At 71.3% G+C, this 21,954-nt stretch carries 22 protein-coding genes; 12 read left to right on the top strand and 10 right to left on the bottom strand.

All coding sequences use genetic code 11. The annotated features are described in order from the left end of the window. Window positions 1-180: 180 nt before the first annotated feature. A complete protein-coding gene (locus tag POL25_RS15730; protein ID WP_272086835.1) occupies window positions 181-1,062 on the top strand; it encodes a hypothetical protein in 882 nt (293 codons plus the stop codon). Window positions 1,063-1,127: 65 nt separating this feature from the next. Continuing rightward, entirely contained in the window at window positions 1,128-2,663 is a 1,536-nt protein-coding gene (locus POL25_RS15725) for an AMP-binding protein (RefSeq protein ID WP_272086834.1), read from the top strand. Between the two features lie 11 nt (window positions 2,664-2,674). Here the strand turns inward: POL25_RS15725 and POL25_RS15720 are convergent, their stop codons facing one another. After that, entirely contained in the window at window positions 2,675-3,754 is a 1,080-nt protein-coding gene (locus POL25_RS15720; protein ID WP_272086833.1) for an aldo/keto reductase, read from the bottom strand. A 93-nt stretch (window positions 3,755-3,847) separates the two neighbouring features. On the opposite strand from POL25_RS15720, the gene POL25_RS15715 reads away from it, so the two are divergent. Then, complete coding sequence (locus POL25_RS15715) at window positions 3,848-4,255, top strand: MarR family winged helix-turn-helix transcriptional regulator (RefSeq protein ID WP_272086832.1); 408 nt, start codon at window positions 3,848-3,850, stop codon at window positions 4,253-4,255. A gap of 52 nt (window positions 4,256-4,307) precedes the next feature. On the opposite strand, the gene POL25_RS15710 is transcribed toward POL25_RS15715, so the two are convergent. The 3 genes from POL25_RS15710 to POL25_RS15700 all read right to left on the bottom strand — a co-directional run bounded on the left by POL25_RS15710 (window position 4,308) and on the right by POL25_RS15700 (window position 6,812). Further along, the gene (locus tag POL25_RS15710) at window positions 4,308-4,652 is read right to left on the bottom strand and encodes a DUF779 domain-containing protein (protein ID WP_272086831.1); all 345 of its coding nucleotides are present in this window, start codon (window positions 4,650-4,652) and stop codon (window positions 4,308-4,310) included. After that, window positions 4,652-6,172 (bottom strand): acetaldehyde dehydrogenase ExaC, encoded by a 1,521-nt coding sequence (exaC, locus tag POL25_RS15705; RefSeq protein WP_272086830.1) that lies wholly within the window; start codon window positions 6,170-6,172, stop codon window positions 4,652-4,654. The genes POL25_RS15710 and exaC overlap by 1 nt, the downstream gene beginning before the upstream one ends. A 172-nt stretch (window positions 6,173-6,344) precedes the next feature. Beyond that, on the bottom strand, window positions 6,345-6,812 hold the full coding sequence (locus tag POL25_RS15700) for a GFA family protein (protein ID WP_272086829.1): 468 nt from the start codon (window positions 6,810-6,812) through the stop codon (window positions 6,345-6,347). 157 nt (window positions 6,813-6,969) lie between these two features. Here POL25_RS15700 and POL25_RS15695 point away from each other — a divergent pair, with 157 nt between their 5' ends. From POL25_RS15695 to POL25_RS15670, 6 genes are all read left to right on the top strand, one after another. Beyond that, window positions 6,970-7,365 (top strand): YchJ family protein, encoded by a 396-nt coding sequence (locus POL25_RS15695; RefSeq protein WP_272086828.1) that lies wholly within the window; start codon window positions 6,970-6,972, stop codon window positions 7,363-7,365. A 63-nt stretch (window positions 7,366-7,428) separates the two neighbouring features. After that, window positions 7,429-9,150: a right-handed parallel beta-helix repeat-containing protein gene (locus POL25_RS15690; protein ID WP_272086827.1), complete on the top strand. Its 1,722-nt coding sequence runs from the start codon at window positions 7,429-7,431 to the stop codon at window positions 9,148-9,150. 278 nt (window positions 9,151-9,428) lie between these two features. Continuing rightward, window positions 9,429-10,430, top strand: a complete 1,002-nt coding sequence (locus POL25_RS44340) for a restriction endonuclease (protein ID WP_272086826.1) — start codon at window positions 9,429-9,431, stop codon at window positions 10,428-10,430. Between the two features lie 43 nt (window positions 10,431-10,473). Continuing rightward, a complete protein-coding gene (locus POL25_RS15680; RefSeq protein WP_272086825.1) occupies window positions 10,474-11,007 on the top strand; it encodes a GNAT family N-acetyltransferase in 534 nt (177 codons plus the stop codon). A 393-nt stretch (window positions 11,008-11,400) separates the two neighbouring features. Continuing rightward, the gene (locus tag POL25_RS15675; RefSeq protein ID WP_272086824.1) at window positions 11,401-11,781 is read left to right on the top strand and encodes a hypothetical protein; all 381 of its coding nucleotides are present in this window, start codon (window positions 11,401-11,403) and stop codon (window positions 11,779-11,781) included. Window positions 11,782-11,928: 147 nt separating this feature from the next. Then, window positions 11,929-12,756: an alpha/beta hydrolase gene (locus POL25_RS15670; protein WP_373372094.1), complete on the top strand. Its 828-nt coding sequence runs from the start codon at window positions 11,929-11,931 to the stop codon at window positions 12,754-12,756. 3 nt (window positions 12,757-12,759) lie between these two features. Here the strand turns inward: POL25_RS15670 and POL25_RS15665 are convergent, their stop codons facing one another. Further along, window positions 12,760-14,196, bottom strand: a complete 1,437-nt coding sequence (locus tag POL25_RS15665) for an aminotransferase-like domain-containing protein (RefSeq protein ID WP_272086822.1) — start codon at window positions 14,194-14,196, stop codon at window positions 12,760-12,762. Between the two features lie 109 nt (window positions 14,197-14,305). Between POL25_RS15665 and POL25_RS15660 the strand changes: the two genes are divergently transcribed. The 3 genes from POL25_RS15660 (at window position 14,306) to POL25_RS15650 (ending at window position 16,987) form a co-directional block, all read left to right on the top strand. Then, window positions 14,306-14,803, top strand: coding sequence for a cupin domain-containing protein (locus tag POL25_RS15660; protein WP_272086821.1), 498 nt, complete (start codon window positions 14,306-14,308; stop codon window positions 14,801-14,803). After that, on the top strand, window positions 14,800-15,693 hold the full coding sequence (locus POL25_RS15655) for a dihydrodipicolinate synthase family protein (protein ID WP_272086820.1): 894 nt from the start codon (window positions 14,800-14,802) through the stop codon (window positions 15,691-15,693). The genes POL25_RS15660 and POL25_RS15655 overlap by 4 nt, the downstream gene beginning before the upstream one ends. A 325-nt stretch (window positions 15,694-16,018) precedes the next feature. Next, window positions 16,019-16,987 carry a hypothetical protein gene (locus POL25_RS15650; RefSeq protein WP_272086819.1) on the top strand — a complete coding sequence of 323 codons (969 nt, stop codon included), beginning with the start codon at window positions 16,019-16,021 and terminating at the stop codon, window positions 16,985-16,987. Window positions 16,988-17,044: 57 nt separating this feature from the next. On the opposite strand, the gene POL25_RS15645 is transcribed toward POL25_RS15650, so the two are convergent. The 5 genes from POL25_RS15645 to glpX all read right to left on the bottom strand — a co-directional run bounded on the left by POL25_RS15645 (window position 17,045) and on the right by glpX (window position 21,954). Further along, window positions 17,045-17,686: a hypothetical protein gene (locus POL25_RS15645; protein ID WP_272086818.1), complete on the bottom strand. Its 642-nt coding sequence runs from the start codon at window positions 17,684-17,686 to the stop codon at window positions 17,045-17,047. 77 nt (window positions 17,687-17,763) lie between these two features. Further along, window positions 17,764-18,909, bottom strand: a complete 1,146-nt coding sequence (locus tag POL25_RS15640; RefSeq protein WP_272086817.1) for an OmpA family protein — start codon at window positions 18,907-18,909, stop codon at window positions 17,764-17,766. A 42-nt stretch (window positions 18,910-18,951) separates the two neighbouring features. Then, entirely contained in the window at window positions 18,952-20,034 is a 1,083-nt protein-coding gene (locus POL25_RS15635) for a class I SAM-dependent methyltransferase (RefSeq protein WP_272086816.1), read from the bottom strand. 7 nt (window positions 20,035-20,041) lie between these two features. Further along, window positions 20,042-20,986: a fibrinogen-like YCDxxxxGGGW domain-containing protein gene (locus POL25_RS15630; RefSeq protein WP_272086815.1), complete on the bottom strand. Its 945-nt coding sequence runs from the start codon at window positions 20,984-20,986 to the stop codon at window positions 20,042-20,044. A 5-nt stretch (window positions 20,987-20,991) separates the two neighbouring features. Then, on the bottom strand, window positions 20,992-21,954 hold the full coding sequence (glpX, locus tag POL25_RS15625; protein ID WP_272086814.1) for a class II fructose-bisphosphatase: 963 nt from the start codon (window positions 21,952-21,954) through the stop codon (window positions 20,992-20,994).

The raw sequence follows: 21,954 nt of genomic DNA, 5'->3' as shown, positions 1-21,954 counted from the left end.
GTCCCGAGAGACAGGTTGATTCGAGGGGCGGACGGGCGCGCCCGCGCGCGCCTGTCCCCCGGCGGAGGATCGGCGTGGCGATGAGATGTCCCGAGAGACAGGTGCTTGCGAGGCGCGCGGACGGGCGCGCGCGGGCGCGCCTTGCTGGGCCAGGGCGGCTGCGATAGCGTGGGCGCCACCGTGGACTTCCGCTCGCTCCGCGTCGCCGACCTCGAGGTTCGTCTGTTCGGCGAAGGGCCGGTGGCGGGGACGCGGCTGGAGTTCGCGGACGTGCGAGCGGCGGCGGCCTTCGTGACGCAGCTGCTCGCCGACCCGCGCGACGCGTGGGTGCTGCGGCGACTGGCGGGCGAGCTCGAGTTCTTCGCCGGCGAGGACGTGGTGAGCCGCCTGGCGGGAGCGCTGGTGGCGGGCCGCCTGGTGCTCACGCGCGGCGGGGCGACCGAGGCGCCGATCATCGGGCCGCCGGGCGAGGAGGCCGAGGGCGAGCAGCCGAACGAGGACGGGTTCACGGCGGTGGAGGCGGGGCTGCCGACGCACTGGGTGGAGATCCAGCTGATCGGCGAGGACGGCGAAGGGATCCCAGGGCAGCGCTACCGGATCATCACGCCGGACGAGGTCGAGTGGCGCGGCTTCACCGACTCCCTCGGGGTCGCGCGAGTGAACCGAATCCCGGCCGGCATCTGCCAGGTGTTCTTTCCCGACCTCGACGGCGAAGCCTGGGAGCCCGCGGCGACGATCGCCGGGCCGCCTGGCGAAGTAGCCGAAGCCTGGAAGGCGCCGGTCGTCGGGCCGCCGGGCAAAAAAGCCGAGGGCGAGCCGCGGAACGAGGGCCGGTCCACGGCGGTGGAAGCGGGGCCGCCGACGCACTGGGTGGGGGTCCAGCTGGTCGGCGAGGACGGCGAGGGGATCCCGGGTCAGCGCTACCGGATCGTGGCACCGGACGGGGTCGAGTGGCGCGGCTTCACCGACTCTCTCGGCTTCGCGCGGGTCAGCCGGATCCCCGCAGGCAACTGCGAGGTTTACTTTCCCGACCTCGACGCCGAAGCCTGGGAGCCCGCGTGAGGCGATCGCCGCGCCGGTGATTTCGTGCGATCCTGACGGCCTCTCTCTCGCCGCAGGAGCTCGAAGTGCTGGTCCCGCTCACGATCCTCGACTTCATGCGCCGCGCCGAGCAGGTCTACGGCGAGCGCGTCGCCGTGTTCGATGAACCGATGCAACCAGCGGCGCCGCTGGCCCCGCTGACGTACGGCCGCCTGGCCGCGCTGGCCCGCGCGCAGGCGGCCGGGCTCGACACGCTGGGGGTCGGGTTCGGCGAGCGGGTGGCGATCGTGTCGCACAACGCGGCGCGCATGCTGGTGGCGTTCTTCGGGGTGGCGGCCCACGGGCGCGCGCTGGTGCCGATCAACTTCCGCCTCAGCCCGGCCGAGATCGCGTACATCGTCGCGCACTCGGGGGCCTCGATGCTGCTGGTCGATCCGGAGCTCGACGCGTCGCTGGCAGAGGTGAGCTGCGCGCGGCGCTTCGTGCTCGGGGCCGAGAGCGACGCGCTGCTGCTGCGCCACGACGTCGCGCCGGCGCGCTGGCAACCCGACGAAGGGGCGACGGCGACGATCAACTACACGAGCGGGACGACGGCGCGACCGAAGGGGGTGCAGCTGACGCACCGCAACCTGTGGATCAACGCGACCACGTTCGCGCTGCACACGGGGGTGTCGGACCGCGACGTGTACCTGCACACGCTGCCGATGTTCCACTGCAATGGTTGGGGCATGCCGTTCGCGCTGGCGGGGCTGGGGGCCCGGCAGCACGTGCTGCGCAAGGTCGACGGGGCGGAGATCTTGCGCCGGGTAGCAGCGCACGGGATCACGCTGATGTGCGGGGCGCCGGCGGTGCTGAACGCGATCCTGACGGCGGCACAGGGGTGGCAGGGGCCGATCCCGGGGCGCGGCAAGCTGCGCGTGGTGTGTGCCGGGGCGCCGCCGCCGACGCGGACGATCGAGCGCGTGGAGTCGGAGCTCGGGTGGGAGTTCATCCAGATCTACGGGCTGACCGAGACCTCGCCGCTGCTGACGATCACGCGCACGCGCGAGGAGTGGGACGGGCTGACGGACCACGAGCGGGCCGAGAAGCTGGGCCGCGCGGGCGCGCCGGCGCTGGGCACCGAGATCGAGGTCGACGCGCACGGCGAGGTGCTGGCGCGCGGCAACACGGTGCTCGAGGGTTACTGGCAGGAGCAGGCGGCGACGGCGACGGCGCTCGAAGACGGGTGGTTTCACACCGGCGACGGCGGGACGGTCGATGCCGAGGGCTATCTGGCGATCTCCGACCGCAAGAAGGACGTGATCATCAGCGGCGGCGAGAACGTGTCGTCGATCGAGGTCGAGGACGCGCTCTGCTCACACCCCGCGGTCGCCGAGGCGGCGGTGATCGGGGTGCCGGACGAGAAGTGGGGCGAGACGGTCAAGGCGCTGGTGGTGCTCGCGCCGGGCGCGACGGTCGGCGAGGCCGAGCTGATCGCCCACTGTCGCCAGCGCCTGGCCCACTACAAGTGCCCGACGTCGGTCGAGCTGCGCACCGAGCTGGCGCGCACCTCGACCGGCAAGCTGCAGAAATTCAAGCTGCGCGCGCCCTACTGGGAAGGGCGCGCGCGGCAGATCAACTGAGCGCGCGCGCGTCAGTAGGGCTTCTCGCCCTGGCCGATGACGAACGGGCTCAGCGGGGCGCCCACGCCGTTGACGGTGGTGCCGCCGTTGTGGATCGCGGGGAACACCGGCTGCATGCTCTGCGGGAAGCCGAAGGTCGGCTTGGTGAGCGCGTCGAGGCGGGCCAGGTCATTGGCGTTCAGCTTGACCTCGAGCGCCTTGATGTTGTCCTCGAGCTGGGCCACGAGGCGCGCGCCGATGATCGTCGAGGTCACGCCCGGGCGGCCCTGCACCCACGCCAGGGCCACGCGGGCGACCGTGGTCTCGTGCGCGCGGGCGATCTCCACCAGCACGTCGACCAGCGCGAAGGTCTTCTCGTTGAGGTAGGGCTCGACGAACGCGCCGCGGCCGGCCTTCTCGTTGCCGTTGCGGGTGTACTTGCCGCTGAGCACGCCGCTCTTCAGCGGCGACCACGGGGTGATGCCGATGCCGAACTCGAGCGCGAGCGGGACCAGCTCTTGCTCGACCGTGCGCTCGAGCAGCGAGTACTCGATCTGCATGGCGATGAAGGCCGACCAGCCGCGGAACTGCGCCGTCACGTTGGCCTGGGCGATCTTCCACGCGGGGGTGTCGGAGACGCCGATGTAGCGGACCTTGCCGGCGCGCACGAGGTCGTCCAGCGCCGCCATCGTCTCCTCGATCGGCGTGTGGACGTCCCAGTTGTGAAGCCAGTAGAGGTCGATGTAGTCGGTCTGCAGGCGACGCAGCGAATTGTCGCACGCGGCGAGGATCGACTTGCGGCTCGAGCCGCCGCCGTTGGGGTCGCCCGGGTAGAGGTTGCCGCTGAACTTGGTGGCGAGCACCAGGCGGTCGCGGCGCGCGGCGTGGCGGCCGACGTGGTCGCCGAGGATCTTCTCGGAGTGGCTCTTGGTGTAGAAGTTGGCGGTGTCGATGAAGTTGCCGCCGAGCTCGATGTAGCGATCGATGATCTGCTGCGACTCCTTGACGCTGGAACCCCACCCGAGGTCCTCGCCGAAGGTCATCGCACCGAGGCAGAAGGGGCTCACGCGCAGGCCGGAGCGGCCGAGCGTCACATAATGGTCGAGGGGCATCGTGACTCCTGGTATGTTCGAGATGGTTCAGGCTCGAACTTGTTCAACCTTGAACTGGTTTAGTCCTGAACTAACCCGACCGCAAGGGGAGCCATGACGAAAATCGACGCCGCCAGGCTGTGGTCGCTCAATCACCGTTTGCTGATGTCCGTGATCACCACGGTGGCGGCCGAGGTGGGTGCGCTGGGCCTCGAGGTCAAGGAGCTGTTCGTGCTGTCGGAGGTCGACGAGCACCCGTACCCGGCCGAGCTGGCGGTGGCGCTGGTGATGCCGAAGCCGACCATGACGCTGTACGTGAAGCGGCTCGAGGCGGCGGGCTTCCTCAAGCGGGAGATCGACGCGGCCGACCTGCGCAAGCACCGGCTGGTGGTCACGCCGGCCGGGCGCAAGGTGATGCAGCGCGGGCTGACGCTGCTCGCCGACGCCTTCGCGGCCCGGCTGGGCCGCCTGAGCGGCGGCGAACAGGCCCAGCTGCGCGGGCTGCTCGAGAAGCTTGTTTGAGCTGTCCATCACGACATGTCATGGAGGACATGTCGCGAGAGACAGCCGGTGATCACGGGGCCGCGCAGACGTCGGAGCGGATCAAAAAGCGCACGCCCTCGGGGGCCTCGAGCGAGAAGCCGGAGCCGCGGCCGCGCACGACGTCGAGGGTGAGGCGGGTGTGGCGCCAGCGCTCGTACTGGTCGCCGCCGATGTAGAACGGGGCGCCGCCGACGTGGCCGAGCAGGACGTCGCGGGCGCCGAGCTTGAACTCGCCGGCGGGGTAGCACATGGGCGCGCTGCCGTCGCAACAGCCGCCCGACTGGTGGAACATCAGCGGGCCGTGCCGCTCGCTCAGCGCGGCCACCAGCGCCAGCGCGGCCGGCGTGGCGTCGATCGCGGGCGGCGCGGCGGCCATCAGAAGAACCCCATCGGCTTGGGGTCGTAGCTGACGAGCAGGTTCTTGGTCTGCTGGTAGTGGTTCAGCATCATGCGGTGGGTCTCGCGCCCGATGCCCGACTGCTTGTAGCCGCCGAACGCGGCGTGGGCCGGATACAGGTGGTAGCAGTTGGTCCACACGCGGCCGGCGGCGATGTTGCGGCCGGCGCGGAAGGCCGTGTGCACGTCGCGGGTCCAGACCCCGGCGCCGAGCCCGTAGAGCGTATCGTTGGCCTGGGCGATCGCGTCGTCGAAGCCGTCGAAGCTGCCCACCGAGACCACCGGGCCGAAGATCTCCTCCTGGAAGATCCGCATCTTGTTGTGGCCCTCGAAGATCGTCGGCGCGACGTAGTAGCCCTCCTCGAGGCCGTCGCCGAGGCGCACTCGCTCGCCGCCGGTGCGCACGCGGGCGCCCTCCTTCTTGCCGATGTCGATGTAGGCGAGGATCTTCTCCAGCTGGTCGTTGCTGGCCTGGGCGCCGATCATCGTGCGGGTGTCGAGCGGGTCGCCCTGGACGATCTGTTTGGTGCGCTCGGTCGCCAGCTCGAGGAAGCTGCCGTAGATCTTCTTGTCGATGAGCGCGCGCGACGGGCAGGTGCAGACCTCGCCCTGGTTGAGCGCGAACATGGCGAAGCCCTCGAGCGCCTTGGAGCGGAAATCGTCGTCGTGGTCGAGGATGTCGGCGAAGAACAGGTTGGGCGACTTGCCGCCGAGCTCGAGCGTCACCGGGATGATGTTCTCGGAGGCGTACTGCATGATGAGGCGGCCGGTGGTGGTCTCGCCGGTGAACGCGACCTTGGCCACGCGCGGGCTCTGGGCCAGCGGCTTGCCGGCCTCGACGCCGAAGCCGTTGACGATGTTGAGGACGCCGGGCGGGAGGATCGATCCGACCAGCTTGGCCCACAGGAGGATCGTCGCGGGGGTCTGCTCGGCCGGCTTGAGGACCACGCAGTTGCCGGCGGCCAGCGCCGGCGCGAGCTTCCACGCGGCCATCAGCAGCGGGAAGTTCCACGGGATGATCTGGCCGACCACGCCGAGCGGCTCCTTGAAGTGATACGAGACGGTGTGCTCGTCGAGCTCGGCGAGGCTGCCCTCCTCGGCGCGGATGCAGCCGGCGAAGTAGCGGAAGTGGTCGATCGCCAGCGGCAGGTCGGCGGCCAGGGTCTCGCGGACCGGCTTGCCGTTGTCCCACGTCTCCGAGACGGCGAGCTCCTCGAGGTGGGCCTCCATGACGTCGGCGATCTTGTTGAGCAGGCGGGCCCGCTCGGCGGCCGGGGTCTTGCCCCACCTGTCCTTCGCGCCATGTGCGGCGTCGAGCGCGAGCTCGATGTCCTCGCCGCTCGAGCGGGCGACCTCGCAGAAGGTCTGGCCCGTCACCGGGCTCGGGTTCTCGAAGTACTGCCCCTTGACCGGGGCGACGAACTCGCCGCCGATGAAGTTGTCGTAGCGCGACTCGTAGCGGACCTTCGCGTCGGGAGTGTTGGGCCTGGCATATCGCATGACGTCGGTGCTCCTCGCGAGCCAAGATACTCCCGCGCGGGGGCGGGCGCGTGGGGACTGTGGCCGACACGCGGGCGAGGGGCGCGCCGCGCCGTCGTTGCGGCGAATGGGGTCGCGGGGCCGACCGCGGTTCATTCGCGCGGGCGCGACGGGTGCGCGGGCTGCGAGGCGATCAGCGCGGGCGCGGGCCGCGAGCGGCGAAGTCCTGCATGAGCGGGCCGTACTGCTCGGGCGGCGGCAGGTCGGGGAACGAGTGCTTCGCCGGGGTGGTGACCCACGGCAGCTTCTCGGAGGTCGCGGTCTCCATGAAGGGGACGAACCACGCGTGGTCGTCGAGCATGGTGGCGCGGATCATGACGAGGTGGTCCATGCCGTCCGGGCGGGTGAACATCCACGACTTGCAGTGCGGGCAGTAGAAGTGGCGGCTCGGACCGTGCAGGCCGCCGATCGCCGGCTCGCCGCTGGTCAGCGTGAAGCCCTCGGACAGCAGCATCAGGCTCATCGAGAACGGGCCGGCGGTCATGCGCTGGCAGCCGCGGCAGTGACAGGCGCTGGTGACGAGCGGCGGCGTGGTGACGCGGAACCGCACGCGGTCGCAGCGGCAGCCGCCGGTCCAGGGGAGCTTCCATTCGTCGTTCATCGGTCGTCCTCGCAGGGGTCGCCGCGCAGGCTGTCCGGAAGGGCAGGTGACGCCGGCGCCTGAGTTCTAGCCCGCCGCCGCGAGAAGACAAGCGCGGTGCAGCGAGCGCGGCGGGCTCATGCGACGCGGCGTCGCGGCGTGTGGCATCATGCGCCGCATGTCCAGGCGTTGCCCGTGCGGTCGTCGCACCTACGAGAGCTGCTGCGGCCCGCTCCTCGCCGGCGCGCGGCCGGCCGAGACCGCGGAAGATCTGATGCGCAGCCGCTACACGGCGTATGTGGAGGGGGCGGTGGACTATCTCCTCGAGACCACAAGCGCGGCGACGCGCGGGTCGATCGATCGCCAGCAGCTCGCCGCGTACTGTCGCGGCTTGCGAGGGATGTCGCTCACCATCGTCGATACGGTCGCCGGCGGGCCTGCGGATGACACCGGCGTGGTCGCGTTCGAGGCGGCGCTCAAGTCCGAGGGGCGCCGCTTCGTGCAGCGCGAGCGCAGCCGGTTCACCCGCGAAGACGGGCGATGGGTGTACGTCGACGGCGTGGCGCAGGGCTAGCGGTGGCGCCGGATCGGTGAGGTCCTGGTTGACGGCCGGCGGGCCGTGGTCGACGTTCGCGGGATGACCCATCGCTTTGTCGTCGTCGCACCATTCGTCGCGCTGATCATGACCACGCCGGAGGCCGCGGAGGCGGCGTCGCCGTGCGACTGCGACCACGTGATCGAGCTGGCGGGGGAGGTCGTGAACGGCGCCCAGATGGGCGTGAAGCCGGGCGACAGCGTGTGCGTGCGCGGCGGCGACCGGCCGTTCTTGCGCCTGCAGGACTTCGTCGGCGAGGAGAGCTCGCCGATCGAGGTCCGCAACTGCGAGGGCCAGGTCAACATCGACAACGACGACAAGGGCTACGGGCTCACGGTCGACGGCTCGCACTTCCTGCGGGTGACCGGCGCGGGCGACCGCGACATCCCGTACGGCTTCAAGGTGCGGGCGTCGCGGACGGGGCCCGACTACTCGGCGTTCGGGGTGGCGGTGGGCGGTCTCAGCAGCGACATCGAGATCGATCACATGGAGGTCTACGAGGCGGGCTTCGCCGGGGTGGTGATGAAGACGGAGTCGCGCTGCGACGGCACGGCCAACCTCGGCAATTTCGTGATGTACAACTCGAAGCTGCACCACATGTACATCCACGACGTGAAGGGCGAAGGCATCTATTTCGGCAGCACCGGCTACGGCGGGCGCGTGTTCACCTGCGACGGCAAAGACGTGACGCTGTACCCGCACGAGCACCACGGCGCGGAGATCCACGACAACATCATCGAGAACACCGGCTGGGACGGGGCGCAGATCGGGGTGACGCCGGTCGACTGTCACTTCTATCGCAACACCATCAAGAACGTCGGCACCGCCGGCGAGCTGTACCAGCAGCAGGGGCTGCAGGTCGGCGGCGCTTCGAGTTGCAAGATTTGGGGCAATACCCTGCTCGACGGCCCCACCAACGGCTTTTTCATCTTCGGCGCCGGCCACACCCAGCTCTACAACAACGTGGTCGCCAACTTCGACGACTCCGGCATCTACGTCAACGATCAGAACCTGAACATGGGCTCGAAGATCCAGATCGCTCACAACACCGTGATCGACTCGGGCGAGTGGGGCATCGCGGTGTTCGGGGCGGCGCTCGGGCCGGGCTTCGTGCGCAACAACGCGGTCGCTGCGGCCGCCATGGGCGAGATCGCGGTCAACGGCGAGGTGCCCGAGTTCATCGACGAGGGCAACCAGATGGCCGGCGATCCTGCCAGCTTCGGGTTCGTCGACCTGGCGGCGCGCGACTTCCATCTGACCGACGATTCGCCGCTGCGCAACGTCGGCTTCCCGGTGCCCGAGTTCGAGATCGTCGACGATCACGACGGGGTGCCGCGCGACGACGGGGCGCCGGACGTCGGCGCGTTCGAGGTGACCGACACCGGGACGGGCGGCGATACGACGTCGACCACCGCCGATCCGACCGAGGGCACGTCGAGTGACAGCGAGACGGGCGGGCCGACGAGCGGGCCGACCAGCGACGACAGCGGCGACGACACCGGCATCGGCAGCGTCAGCGAGTCGGAGGGCGAGTCGAACGGCAGCACTGGTGGCATCACCGGCGACGGGCCGACGACTTCGGCGTCTTCAGCGAGCGGTGGGACCGACGACGCTTCGACCGGCGCCGATGCGGCGACCGCCGGCGAAGGCGAGGGCGACGCGAGTGGTTGCGCCTGCTCGAGCGAGACCAACGCGACGGCGGCGTGGCCGATGCTGCTGGTGCTGGTCGGCTTCCGTCGGCGCAAGCAGGCCGCGGCGGCCTGATCGCGGCGGGCTCGAAGCGTGGCGAGGCGCTCCTGCGGGGCGCCTCGCTGCGTTTGCGGCCGAGGTCGCCCGGGGCTGCATGGAAGGGGAGGCCGGCGAAGGGCCCGGGGCGGCCGGCGGAGGGCGTGCGAGACTCCGGGGCGGATACGCTCATTGCGACGACCTCGAGTGCCGTCATTCCCCGCGGGTACCTTCGAGTGCCCACAACGCCCCGGGCCGCGGCCGATCTGGCCGAAAAAGCAGTACCCAAGGGGCTGGCGGCGTGGGATGGTCGGCGCGTGGTGAAGCTTGAAAAGCAGGAGACGGCCCGCGTCGATCGCCTGCACCGCACCCTGGACGTGCCGCAGGCCGATCGCCTGAGCAACATCCGGCAGCTGGTGGCGGCGGTGCGCGACGGCATCGAACACGCGGGCATGCTGCTCGAGCTGCTCGATGTCGACCGGCGACACTTCCTCTACTACCGACAGGCGGCGGTGATCCTCGGGGCGGTGGAGTTCAATGCGCGCGGCGAGCTGCTGGTGACGTCGCTCGGACAGCGGCTGCTGGCCACGGGCGAGGGCTCGCGCGAGGAGCGACAGGTGTTCGCGGAGGCGGTCGGGCTGGCGCGGGCGCTGCGACCGTTCGCGTCGTTCTTCGCCGGCGAGGCGCTCGACCTGACGACGCTGACGCGCCGGCTCGAGGTGATGACGGGGCTGTCGCGGACGACGGCGGAGCGACGGGCGCACACGCTGATCAAGTGGCGTCGCTACATTCAGGGGCCGGACGCGACGCCGGCGGGGCAGCTCGAGCTCGGCGACCCGGCGCCGCAGATCGAGGCGCTGGTGGCCCGCCACAACGCGCTGGTGAAGCAGCAGACGCTGCAGTGGCTGATGGGGGTCGAGCCGCGCAAGTTCGAGGCGATCGTGGCCGAGCTGCTCAAGGCGATGGGCTACGTCGACGTCGAGGAGCGCGGCGGTCCGCTCGACGGCGGGGTCGACGTGGTGGCGGCGCACATCGACGCGTGGGGCCATCGCTCGCGGATCGCCGTGCAGGCCAAGCGCTACGCGGCGCCGGTCGGGCGCCGCTTCGTCGACGAGCTGCTGGGGGCGTACCGCCGGCAACAATTCGCGGAGGCGCTGCTGGTGACGACCTCGGAGTTCTCGCCGCAGGCGATCGGCGCGGCCCACGGGGAGCCGAACCTCAAGCTGGTCGACGGGCCGAAGTTCGTCGACATGCTGGCGCAGCACGGGGTGCTGCTGCGGGTCGGCAAGTTCGGGGAGCTCAAGCGGCTCGGGGCGTGAAATCGTTGTGCAGACGCGCGGGCGTTGAAGCAAGATCGGGCCCATGAGCCCGACGCTCCGCCTCGCCACCCTCGACGACATCCCGGCGCTGCGCGAGCTGATCGCCGCATCGGCGCGCGGGCTGCAACGCGAGGACTACTCGCCGGCGCAGATCGAGGCGGCGCTGGGCTCGGCGTTCGGGGTCGACACGCAGCTGATCGCGGACAGGACGTACTTCGTCGCCGAGGCCGAGGGCGCGCCGGTGGCGTGCGGTGGCTGGAGCTTCCGCCGCACGCTGTTCGGCGGCGACGACCAGCCGGGGCGCGAGGCGGAGCGCCTCGACCCGAAGCGCGAGGCGGCGAGGATCCGGGCATTCTTTGTCGATCCGGGGTGGGCCCGCCGTGGGCTCGGGCGCGCGATCCTGACCCGCTGCGAGGATGAAGCCCGCGCCGCCGGCTTCCATCGGGTGGAGCTGATGGCGACGCTGCCAGGGGTGCGGCTGTACGCGGCGCTGGGCTACGAGGGGACGGCGCCGCTGGAGGTGCCGCTGCGCGACGGGCTGACGATCACGTTCGTGCCGATGAGCAAGGCGATCTAGCTGTCCGCAGGGACAGGTCGTGACGGGCGGACGGCACAATCATGGGACTGCCGCTCGCCCGCAAGAGCCCGGCTGTCGACGGACGGCGGCGGGTAGGGGCGCACAGCAGCGGCCCGTGCAGGTCGCAGCGCTCGTGCGGGCCAGGCGGGGGACGCGATGATTGGATAGAGTGACGGGCTCTTGCGGGCCGCCCGCGGCGAATGTCTATACTGTGACGGTGAGCACAATCGGGGCCGCGGGGCCGCCGGAGCCGGAGCACGACGCGTCCGCGGCGGCCTGAGCCTGATCCGCGAGACCCGAGCGCGGCGGCGCGTGATTCGGGTCGTGCCCAGACTCGTGACATTCCCGAGGGCGCCGCGCCGCCCTCGCAGCAGACGAGAAGGAGTGCGAGTGATGTTCTTTCAATACAAGCGACGCTTTCACGCGGGCCTGATGATGGGGGCGCTGGTGCTGGGCTGTGCGCTCGCGGAGGACGACGACGACGACGCAGTGGCGGTCTGTGCCGTGGACGCCGACGACACCGATTGTGACGTGTGCATCAAGACCGGCTGTTGCGGCGCGTACTCGTCGTGCCAAAACGACCCGGACTGCATCTGCGTGCTCAACTGCGCCAACGAGAACCAACCCCGCGAGGTCTGCGCGAGCCGCTGCAACGTGCCGACCACCGAGATCTCCGACATCCTGACCGTGCTGGGCGGGACCGATCAAACCTGCACGGTCCAGTGCGACGACGAATGCGCGGTGTACGACTTCGTCGACGATGACGGGATCTGAAGCCGCTCTGACGCAACAGAGGAGGTTCGCGCGGGGTCGACAGGCTGTCGTCCCCGCGCGACGTCGCTGGGGGTGGATGAGGCCGCGAGGGGGTGGTAGCGTGCGCGCGTGCTCGCGTGTCCGGCTCGCCGCTCGCCCCCGGCCTGGATGAGGCGGGTGATTGCGCTGATTCTGCTGCTGTCTGGGTGCGCGGCGGGGCGGACGGACGAGGCGGCGGCGCCGGGCGAGCTGGTGATCGGGCGGTCGATCACGATCGATTCGCAGGTGCTGGGAGAGACGCGGCGGATCAACATCTACACGCCGCCGGGGCACGGGCCCGAAGGGCCGCCGCTGCCGGTGCTTTACATGCCGGACGGGGGGATGCAGGAGGATTTTCACCACATCACGGGGATCGTGCAGGTCTTGACGGGCAACGGGACGATGCGGCCGTTTTTGGTGGTGGGGATCGAGAACACCGAGCGGCGCCGCGATCTGACGGGGCCGACGAGCGATCCGGAGGACCGCAAGATCGCGCCGCGGGTCGGCGGGTCGGCGGCGTTCCGCAGGTTCCTGCGCGAGGAGCTGATGCCGCAGATCCAGCAGCGCCATCGCATCACCGGGGAGACGGCGATCGTGGGCGAGTCGCTGGCGGGGCTGTTCGTGATGGAGACGTTCTTTGTCGAGCCGGCGCTGTTCGACACCTACGTGGCGATCGATCCGAGCGTGTGGTGGGACCGCGGAGCGCTGGCGCGGGAGGCGGCCGCGCGGCTGCAGCAGCCGGGGCAGCCGCCGCGCACGCTGTACGTGGCGACCTCCGACGAGCGCGACATGCAGGAGGGCGTGCAGGCGATCGTCGGGGCGCTGGGCCAGGCGGCCGTGCCGGGCGTGCGCTGGCACCACGAGCCGATGCCCGAGGAGCGGCACAGCACGATCTTTCATGCCGCGGCGCTGCGGGCGTTTTGTAAGCTGTTCGGGCCCGCGGCGGCGGCTCTTTGAACTTCAGCGCGGCTTGCTGCTGCGTCGCGCCGGCCGGGTGACGCACGCCTCGAGGGTGTCGCAGATCGCGGTCAGCTCCTCGGGCGTGTGGGCGGCGAAGCCGAAGCGGAACGCCTCGATGGAGCCGTGAGCCAGGTGGGTCGCGCCGGGGGCGAGCGCGAGGCCACGGACCAGCGCGCGCGCGACCAGGTCGTCGAGGCGGGTCGCGCCGTGCAGGCGGACCCACAGCGCGAGGCCGCCGCTCGGGGGCTCGCAGGCGAAGTTGGCGGCCAGCAGCGGGCTGGCGGCGAAGCGCTGCAGCAGGTGGTCGCGGCGTTGGACGTAGAGCTGGCGGGCGCGCCGGGCGTGGCGCTGGAGCTCATCGTCCTCGATGAGCTCGGCGACGGCGCGCTCGAGCACGACGTCGCCCTGGCGATCGAGGCACTCGCGGGTCGCTTGCAGGCGCTGGGCGATCGGCCTGCTGGCGATGACGTAGCCGAGCCGCACCGCCGGGGCCAGCAGCTTGGACAGCGAGGCGACGTAGACGCACGACGGGCCGGCGAACGAAGCGGCGGACAGCGGCAGGCGTGGGGCACCGTCGAATTGGTACTCGTAATCGTAGTCGTCCTCGACGATGGTACAATCATAGGAGTCGCAGAGCTGGCGCAGGTGCATGCGCCGCTCCGGCGACAGCGTCACGGTGGTCGGATATTGATGATGCGGGGTGACGTAGACCGCCTTCAGGCGCCCGCGCAGCCGCTTCGCCGCGGCCTCGAGCAGGTCGGTGCGCAGGCCGTCCTGGTCGACGCCGATGTGCAGCACCGACGCGCCGGCGAGCTCGAAGGCCCGCCAGGCCGGGGCGTAGCCGGGGTGCTCGACGGCGACGACGTCGCCCGGTCGCAGGACCGCGAGCGCGAACAGGGCGAGGGCGCCCTGGCTGCCGCGGGTGAGCACCAGCTCGTCGCGCGTGCAGGCGAGGCCGCGGGCCTGGTTGACGAATGTTGCGAGGACGTCGCGCAGCACCGGGTCGCCGGCGGGGTCGCCGTAGCCGAGCCCGGCGCTGCGGGCCAGCGAGCGGAGCGCCCGCCGCTGCGCGCGAGCCAGGGCGTCGACCGGGGCGATGCGCGCGTCCGGGACGCCGTCGCCGATCCGCATGTGCACGGCCGGCCGTGGGGTCGGCCGAGGGGCTCGTGAGCGTCGCGCCTGGGCGTCGCCGACGGGCGACGTCGGCAGGTCCAGCGCCACGCGGATGCCCCGCGCCGGCAGGGCCTCGAGCCAGCCCTGCGCCACCAGCTCGTCGGTCGCCGCGACCACCACCTTGCGGTTGACGCCGACCTGCGCCGCCAGCGTGCGGCTGCCCGGCAGGAACGACCCGGGCGCCAGGCGGCCGCGCTGGATCTCCGCCACCAGCGCGCGCGCCAGCTGGGTCTGGCGCGGCACCGCGGCGGAATTGTCGAGCACCAGATCGAAGCGCCACGGCCGGCGATCTGGACCCGTGGGTATGTCGGTTCTGGCTCCTGTCACGGGTCCAGTGTCGCGCTACCTCTGTGGAGACGCAAGGAGCAGAGACATGACCGACAGATATCACTCGGCGGACTTCGACAAGACACCCCCGCGGCCGCGGGTCGTGATGCCCGAGCGGCTGGCCCACCCCGCGGTCGAGGCCGACGGGCAGCAGAGCGACTACTCGAAGGCGAGGAAGCACCCGGTGTTCTTCGTCGACCTGCCGTCGCACGCGATCAGCATGACGATCGGCTGGCTCGACGCGGGCCAATCGTCCAACCGCCACCGCCACACCTACGAGACGCTGGTCTACATCCTCGAGGGCGAGGGCTACTCGTACATCGGCGGCCGGCGCGTGGCGTGGAAGCAGGGCGACGCGGTGTACGTGCCGGTGTGGGCCTGGCACAACCACGTCAACACGGGCACGGGCCGCGCGCGCTACCTCGCCTGCGAGAACGCGCCGATGCTGCAGAACATGGGCGGCGTGGCGCTGCGCGAGGAGGTGCCCGATCGCGGCGACCGGCTGTTCGACGTCGATCACGAGGCCGAAGGGGGGGGCCGATGAGCGCGCCGCTGCGGGGGATCGTCGCGTACCCGATCACGCCGTTCACGGACTCGGGGCGGGTCGACGAGCGGCTGCTGACGCGCATCGTCGACGACATGCTGGCCGCGGGGGTGCACGCGCTGGCGCCGCTCGGCAGCACCGGGGTGCTGCCGTATCTGACGGACGACGAGCGCGAGGCGGTCGCCGAGACGGTGGTGAAGCGGGCCGCCGGGCGGGTGCCGACGCTGGTCGGCGTCTCGAGCCTGACGACCGAGCGCACGGTCCACCACGCGCGGCACGCCGAGCAGGTCGGGGCCAGCGCGGTGATGGTCATCCCGCTGAGCTACTGGAAGCTCACCGACGACGAGATCGTCGGCCACTTCGAGGCCGTCGCGCGGGCGATCTCGATCCCGATCGCCGTCTACAACAACCCCGCGACCGGCGGCCTCGACCTCGGGCCCGAGACGCTCGCGCGGCTGCTGCAGATCGACAACGTCACGATGGTCAAGGAGAGCACCGGCGACGTGCATCGCATGCACCGCCTCGTGCAACTGTGCGGCGAGCAAGTCGCGTTTTACAACGGCAGCAATCCGCTGGCGCTGGCGGCGCTGGTAGCCGGGGCGCGCGGCTGGTGCACCGCCGCGCCGCACGTGATCCCGCGGCTGAACGTCGAGCTGTGGGAGGCGGTCGCGCGCGGGGACCTCGAGGCGGCGCGGCGATCGTTTTACCGGCAGCTGCCGTTCCTGCAGTTCATCGTCGCGCACGGGCTGCCGCGCACGATCGCGGCGGCGCTGGAGCTGATGGGCACGCGCGTCGGGCCGCTGCGCGCGCCGCTGCGTCCGCTTGAGCCGGGGCGGGTCGAGGTGTTGCGGCAGATCCTGCTCGAGCTGCAGGTCCTCCCGGAGCGATGACGGCGTCAGTAGGGCGCGGTCTCGTGCGTGCTCCACGTCGGTCCGGGGGATACCATCGCCAGGCGCGGGTCTCGCCCCGGCCTCTGGCGATTGCGCGCCCGCGGCCGCAGCGCCCATTGGGGTGAGGGGCAGCGCCCGATAGGGCGCTCGCCGACTGCCCACATTCGCGGAAACAAGCGCCTGCAGTTCGCGGATGAAGCTCACGGCCGGCGGCGCGAAATAGGCGCATTCGCTCGCGGCTTGGTGATAGCTTGCGGGCCGACATTTTTTTTGGACGTGGGCGGCTCGACTGTGGACATTCGAGCGTCGGCGTCGGAGGGGCCTATTGCCGAGCCTCATCAAGGACGATCCGAGCGCGGAGGAGTTGAGCGCCATCGTATGGGGCGTGACGAATCACGAGCTGTGGGCCGTCCGCACGGCGTCCATCCGGGACCGAAGCGCGCGCGAGCTGCTGCTCGCGACCATCTATCAGGGGCGGAAGACGGGGCAGGCCTATCTGCACCGCCTGCAGGCCCTCGAGGCCGAGGCCCCGCCCGCGCACGCGAGCGCCGCAACCCAGTTCGCGCAGGTGTGGCGGAGGTTGCTGGCGACCGTGCTGGTGCGGACGACGCACACGATGAGCGCGCTGGCGCGGCAGCGGCTCCTCGCGGCCGCGCACGCGCGGTTCGAGGCGCTGTGGCAGGCCCTCGTGGCGGATGGGCCGGCTCAGGCCGGTCTGCCCGCGGCCGCGGAGATTCTCGGGGACATCCACGACGGGGTGGACCTCCTCCGGCGATTGCATGAGGTCGACCTGCAGCGGCCGCTGCTCTCGACTCAGAAATGGGGCGAGCTCGACGACGCGCAGCGGGCGACGGCGACCGCGGAGGCGCTGGAGGCCGCGGGGCTGGCGTCGGCGAGCCGGGTGGTCCGGTTCTTCGGTCACGCGACGATCGCGGCCGCCGTCGCGCTCGAGCGGTGGAGCCTGGCGGTATCGAAGCAGATCGTGGTCGATGCGGGGGACTTCGGCGCGGTCGCGCTGACGACCCCGGAGACGTCGGAGCAGGCGAGGCTCGCCGAACCGCTGGTGCTCCGGTCGCTGCTTCCGGCCGAGCCGTCGAGCGCCATCGAGCTGGCGCCGACGGAGGGCAGGATCGTGCTCGGGCTGGCCGTCAGCGCGATCGTCGAGGCGATGCTCGACGGCGTGCCGACCACGCCGCTGGCGCTCCCCGCCGAGCGCGCGGTGAGCCTCGCGGCGCCGGTGACCGACGCGACGGCGAGGTCGCTGGTGGCGTCGCTCGTGGTGACGCCGCGGTAGATCGCCCGCGGCCCGCCTCGAGTGGCGGGGCAAATGCGGCGCGCGACGTCGGTCGCGTCACTTCGCGGCGGGTGCAGGAGCGGAGCCGTCGGCGGGCGCTGGCGGTGCGGCCCCGGGGGTCGCGAGGGCCTTCGTGACCGCCTGCGAGAGCTCGCTGCAGAGGCCCCGGTTCGCGTCCTTGTTGTCGTTCGACCGGTCCGTCCAGGCTTGCGACGGGCCCTCGGCGCGGATGGCGACCTGACAGGTCGGAGCGCCCTCGTCGTCGAACACGACGGCCCGACCCTCGACGACGCCCGGGACCAGCACGGTGCCGGCCGCCTGCGGGAGCTTCTCGCTCTTCAGCTGGAAGAGCACGAGTTTGGTCGTCTCCTCGATCTTCTTCTCCTGCCAGTCGCCCGCGCCGTCGCGGTAGTTGGACCACGCCTCTTCCTCGCCGAACCCGGTCGAACCGCACGTCTGGGGGATGCCTGAACCGCCCTGGCCGCGGAGCACCAGCCGAAGCGGCTTCTCGACCGGCGTCGTGCAGGCGGCGAGGTCCCCGGCGGGGAAGGCCGCCGCAGCCTTGTTGAAGAGGGCCCGGCGCGGCGAGACGGCCGCCTTGTCGCCCGGGCTCGGGGCGCCCGACGAGCCCTTGTCGTCACACGCGACGGCGGCGAGCGAGAGCAGGAGGAGCAATTTCACGCAGACGTGGGTGGCCATGCGCGGGGGAGTATCGGTCGATGCAGCCGGATGGTTCAAGCGCTTCGGCGTCCGCACGCGTCGCATGAAACAGGCCGTCAGAGGCCCTTGCGGCGGCCACGGCCGAAGTGCCAGGCGACGTTGAGGCCGATCTCGGTGGCGAACGCGACCGCGCCGATGCCCCCGATCATGCCGAACTCGGCGTGACCGCCGAGGCTCCAGCGCTCGTTGATCTTGCCGAGCACCATCGGGCCGCCGAGCATCCAGCCGGCGAAGCCGACGCCGCTGGCCGAGCCGTGGGTGATGCCGACGCCGAGGCCGAGGCGGAACGAGAACAGGCCGACGATGCGGTCGTTGCCGCCGCCGACCAGGAGGTTGCCCTCGGGGCCGATGTAGTGGGTGGCGAAGTCGTAGCCGGCGAGGCCGGTCTCGCGGCCACGGACGCCGCGGTAGTGCAGGCGCGGGCCGCCGCCGATGTAGCCGCGCTGGCGCGCGCCGAACCGCTGCGAGGCGTGCACGCCGATGCCGAAGTGGCCGCCGTGGAAGCCGTCGCCCGGGTACCTCAGCGAGTAGCCGCCGAACATGCGCAGGGCCCAGTCGGGGTGCTTCTTGCCGGGGCTGCCCGAAGGGACAGGTGCGGGCTCGGGCGCGTCGGCGACCGTGCCGTCGGCGGGCAAGCTGCCCCCGCCCTCGGTGACGATGAAGCCGGCGCGGCGGTTGGCGGTCCAGATCTCCTTGCACTCGGCGAGCTTGTCGTCGGCGACGGTGTCCTCCGAGCGGTTGCGACAGCCGGCAGGCTCGACGCGCTCGGGCTGGCTCTCGCCGAAGCCGCGGGCGTCGAGGCGCTCGCTGGCGACGCCGCGGCGGATCAGCGCGTTGCGGATCGACTTGGCGCGCAGATCCGACAGCTCCTGGTTGGACTTGGTGCTGCCGCGGCTGTCGGTGTGACCCTCGACCCGGATCTTCAGCTCGGGGTACTGCTTGAGGACGGCGGCGTAGCGGTCGAGGATGTCGTCGGTGCCGCCGCCCACCAGCGCGGCCGAGCCGGTCTCGAACTCGATCTCGCCGTTCTCGTAGTCGAGCTTGTCGCCGTGGCGCACGATCGTCACCGAGGCGCGGGCGATCGACGGCTCGGCCGAGCCGCGGGTCGGCGGGGTCGATACGTTCAACGAGGCGGAGGCCGTACAACCGGCGCCGCCCGCGAGCGCGAGGGCGACGACGAGGTGACGAACGTGGCTGCGCATGCGCGGAAAATACACCACACCCGCGCCGACGAAGCGACGAAGTCAGTGGCCGGTGAGGCGCTGGAGGCCGGCGCGGGTCAGGCCGCAGACGAACAGCTCCATGCGATTGCTGGGCAGCTGCGTGGCCTTGACCTCTTCCATGCCCATGGCGCTGATCGAGGCGAGCAGGCGGGGCACGTGCCGGACGGCGCGCCAGTCGTCGAGCTTGAGAGTGAGGAGAACACCGTGAAGCGCGTGGCGAGGCCGGGCGGCGAGGCGGCGGGCGGTGATGAGGGCGACCTGCGGGGCGAGGTTCACGTCCATCAGCACCCAGTGCAGCGCGGCCGGGAGGTCGGCGCGCTGGACCAGGCTCATCGGGCGGTGCAAGTGAATGAAGCGATTGTCGGCCGGACTTTCGCCGCGGTAATCGAGCACGACCGGGTCCATCAGCGCCGGGTCGATGCCGTAGACGGTGACGCCGCGGCGCAGCAGGGCATAACTGGCGCCGCCGGGGGCGCTGCCGATCTCGACCGCGACGTCGCCGGCGCGCACCGGGGCGCCGGACCAGATCAGCGCCTCCTCGAGCTTGCGATAGGCGCGCGACGGGGCCTCGGGCGGCATGTCGACGGCGATCCGCCCGCCGGGCAACGGGGAGTGGCCGGGGCCGTGGACGTGATGGCCGATCCACCACGGCTCGCCCTCGGCGACGATGACGTCGAGCACGCGATCGCCAGGCTCGGCGACCTCGCCCGCGAGCAGCGGATGGCGCTGCGCGGGCCAGGCGGCCGTCAGCGCGGCGCGGACCTCGGCGGCGCGCGGGCCGTAGCGGAAGCCGGGCGGCTCCTCGCCGGGGCGGGTGACGTCGCGCTCCCACACGTGCAGGCGAATTGGCTGGCCTTCGGGACATGTCCCGGAGAGCATTGTGAACACCTGCTCGGGGCTGTCGGCCGGGCCGAGCGAGGCCCCGAAGGCGCGCACGAACACGGCCGGCAGCGGGGCGTCGGGGGCCACCGGCCCGGGCGACTTGAAGGTGACGAGGCCCGGCCGGCTGTAGGCGAAGCGGAGCTCGGGGCGCAGCGTGGCGAGCTCGACCTTGACGGCCGGCTCGGCGCCGAGCTGGCAGACGCAGAAGAAAAAGTGGGTCACGCGGGCGCTACTTGACGAACACCGCGACGTCGCGGATGCCCCACGACTCGTCTTCGATGGGCTCGTCGAGGTTGCTGGTGAAGCTGAGGGCGATGGCGTCGCCCTCGTGCGTGGCCGGGTCGGTGGCGATCGGCAACACGCCGTCGCCGACGCCGCCGCTGCCGCAGGCGTCCTCGTCCTGGTTGCAGCTGAACGGCGAGGCCGAGTCGCACAGGTGCGAGAAGATGTCGACGTCGTCGAGCTTGATGAGCAGCTGCTCGCCGTTGAAGGCGTCCCACGAGTCCATCACGACCGCCTCGGCGACCACGCGCAGCTGCTTGTGCGGGACGGCGGCGGCGGTGGTGGCGAGCAGGAGCACGTCGCCCATGCCGAACGGGCCCATCATGGCGCCGAGGTCGCCGCAGGCGCCCTCGACCTCGGGGGTCCAGGTGCCCTCGCCGCCGGCCGCGAACACCTGCGTCCAGCCGGGGCTCTCGGGGTCCATGTCGCAGTAGAAATCGGCCGCGGTGCCGTCGCCGTCAGGGTCGAGCGGGTAGGTGCCGCTCGGCAGGTCGGGCTTGGCGTCGAGCAGCTGCATGCAGCTGGCGGGCAGCGCCACGCAGGTCCCGGCGTCGCAGTTGTCCGAGCTGCAGTCGACGTCCTCGTCGCAGGCGAGGCCGCCGCCGCACGGGCTGCAGGTGCCGCCGCAGTCGATGTCGCTCTCTTCGCCGTTCTTCACGCCGTCGCCACAACCATCGGGCACGTCCGTGGTGTTCGTGGTGAGGGTGTCCGAGGTCATCACCGATTCGGTGGTGGTCGGCTCGGTGAGGCTGGTGCCGGGGCCGCTCGACGAGCCGGTGTCGGTCGTGTCGTCGGTCCCGCCCGTGGTGCCCCCCGGGGCCGGGTCGCCGCAGCCGAGGAGGAGCCCGGGCAGGGCCAGGGCGGTGACGAAGAGACAGGTCTTGAAGGACATGTGGCTCAGTGCTCGCTCAGGAAGCGGAGTGCGTCGACCGAGGTGTCGACCCACCGTATTGTGCCAGTCTTGCTGCGGATGGCCAGGCTTTGCAGGTGCATGCGATCACCGATTCGTCGCACACCTTTCAGCAGGGGGCCCCCGGTGACGCCGGTGGCGACGAAGATGACGTCGCCCCGGACCAGATCCTCGACGCCGAACACGCGGTCGGGGTCTTTGTGCCCCATGGCGATCGCCCGCTGACGCTCGTCGTCGGAGCGGAACACCAGCTTGCCGATGAACTCGCCGCCCATGCAGTGGATCGCCGCAGCCCCGAGCACGCCCTCGGGCGCGCCGCCGATGCCGTACACCATGTCGATGCCGCTCTTGGGGATGCAGGTGGCGACCACGGGGGCGACGTCGCCGTCGGTGATCAAGTGAATGCGAGCGCCGGCCTCACGCAGCTCGGTGACGAGGTTCTCGTGGCGCGGCCGGTCGAGCACGACGACGGTGAGCTCGTCGGGCCGGCGACCCTTGGCGGCGGCGAGGGTGTAGAGGTTGTCGCGCGGCGACTTCGACAGCGAGATCTTGCCGCGACCCTCGGGGCCGCAGGCGATCTTCATCATGTAGCAGTCAGGGGCGTTGAGGAGCAGGCCGCGGTCGGTGACGGCGAGCACGGTGATCGCCCCGGGCAAGCCGTTGGCGCACAGGTTGGTGCCCTCGAGCGGGTCGACGGCGATGTCGACCTCGGGCAGCGAAGGGTCGGAGGGGCCGACCTTCTCGCCGATGTAGAGCATGGGCGCCTCGTCGCGCTCGCCCTCGCCGATGACGATGGTGCCGCGCGCCGCGACGCGCTCGAACGCCTCGCGCATGGCCTTGACGGCGGCCGCGTCGGCGCCGTTGCGGTCGCCCCGACCGATCATGGTCGAGGCGGCGATCGCGGCGGCCTCGGTGACGCGGGTGTACTCGAGCACGAGGGTGCGGTCCAT

This window comes from Nannocystis bainbridge, assembly GCF_028368995.1.
In the GTDB taxonomy this organism is placed as follows: Bacteria; Myxococcota_A; Polyangia; order Nannocystales; family Nannocystaceae; genus Nannocystis; species Nannocystis bainbridge.
The sequence above is the reverse complement of the archived record's forward strand: the minus strand, read 5'-3'. Positions and strand labels throughout refer to the sequence as shown.

Bases quoted from the DNA above. Each gene is read 5' to 3' on its own strand.
- POL25_RS15720 (WP_272086833.1), bottom strand. From the start codon at position 3,754: ATGCCCCTCGACCATTATGTGACGCTCGGCCGCTCCGGCCTGCGCGTG.
- POL25_RS15715 (WP_272086832.1), top strand. From the start codon at position 3,848: ATGACGAAAATCGACGCCGCCAGGCTGTGGTCGCTCAATCACCGTTTG.
- POL25_RS15710 (WP_272086831.1), bottom strand. From the start codon at position 4,652: ATGGCCGCCGCGCCGCCCGCGATCGACGCCACGCCGGCCGCGCTGGCG.
- exaC (WP_272086830.1), bottom strand. From the start codon at position 6,172: ATGCGATATGCCAGGCCCAACACTCCCGACGCGAAGGTCCGCTACGAG.
- POL25_RS15700 (WP_272086829.1), bottom strand. From the start codon at position 6,812: ATGAACGACGAATGGAAGCTCCCCTGGACCGGCGGCTGCCGCTGCGAC.
- POL25_RS15695 (WP_272086828.1), top strand. From the start codon at position 6,970: ATGTCCAGGCGTTGCCCGTGCGGTCGTCGCACCTACGAGAGCTGCTGC.
- POL25_RS15690 (WP_272086827.1), top strand. From the start codon at position 7,429: ATGACCCATCGCTTTGTCGTCGTCGCACCATTCGTCGCGCTGATCATG.
- POL25_RS15680 (WP_272086825.1), top strand. From the start codon at position 10,474: ATGAGCCCGACGCTCCGCCTCGCCACCCTCGACGACATCCCGGCGCTG.
- POL25_RS15675 (WP_272086824.1), top strand. From the start codon at position 11,401: ATGTTCTTTCAATACAAGCGACGCTTTCACGCGGGCCTGATGATGGGG.
- POL25_RS15670 (WP_373372094.1), top strand. From the start codon at position 11,929: ATGAGGCGGGTGATTGCGCTGATTCTGCTGCTGTCTGGGTGCGCGGCG.
- POL25_RS15660 (WP_272086821.1), top strand. From the start codon at position 14,306: ATGACCGACAGATATCACTCGGCGGACTTCGACAAGACACCCCCGCGG.
- POL25_RS15655 (WP_272086820.1), top strand. From the start codon at position 14,800: ATGAGCGCGCCGCTGCGGGGGATCGTCGCGTACCCGATCACGCCGTTC.
- POL25_RS15645 (WP_272086818.1), bottom strand. From the start codon at position 17,686: ATGGCCACCCACGTCTGCGTGAAATTGCTCCTCCTGCTCTCGCTCGCC.
- POL25_RS15640 (WP_272086817.1), bottom strand. From the start codon at position 18,909: ATGCGCAGCCACGTTCGTCACCTCGTCGTCGCCCTCGCGCTCGCGGGC.
- POL25_RS15630 (WP_272086815.1), bottom strand. From the start codon at position 20,986: ATGTCCTTCAAGACCTGTCTCTTCGTCACCGCCCTGGCCCTGCCCGGG.
- glpX (WP_272086814.1), bottom strand. From the start codon at position 21,954: ATGGACCGCACCCTCGTGCTCGAGTACACCCGCGTCACCGAGGCCGCC.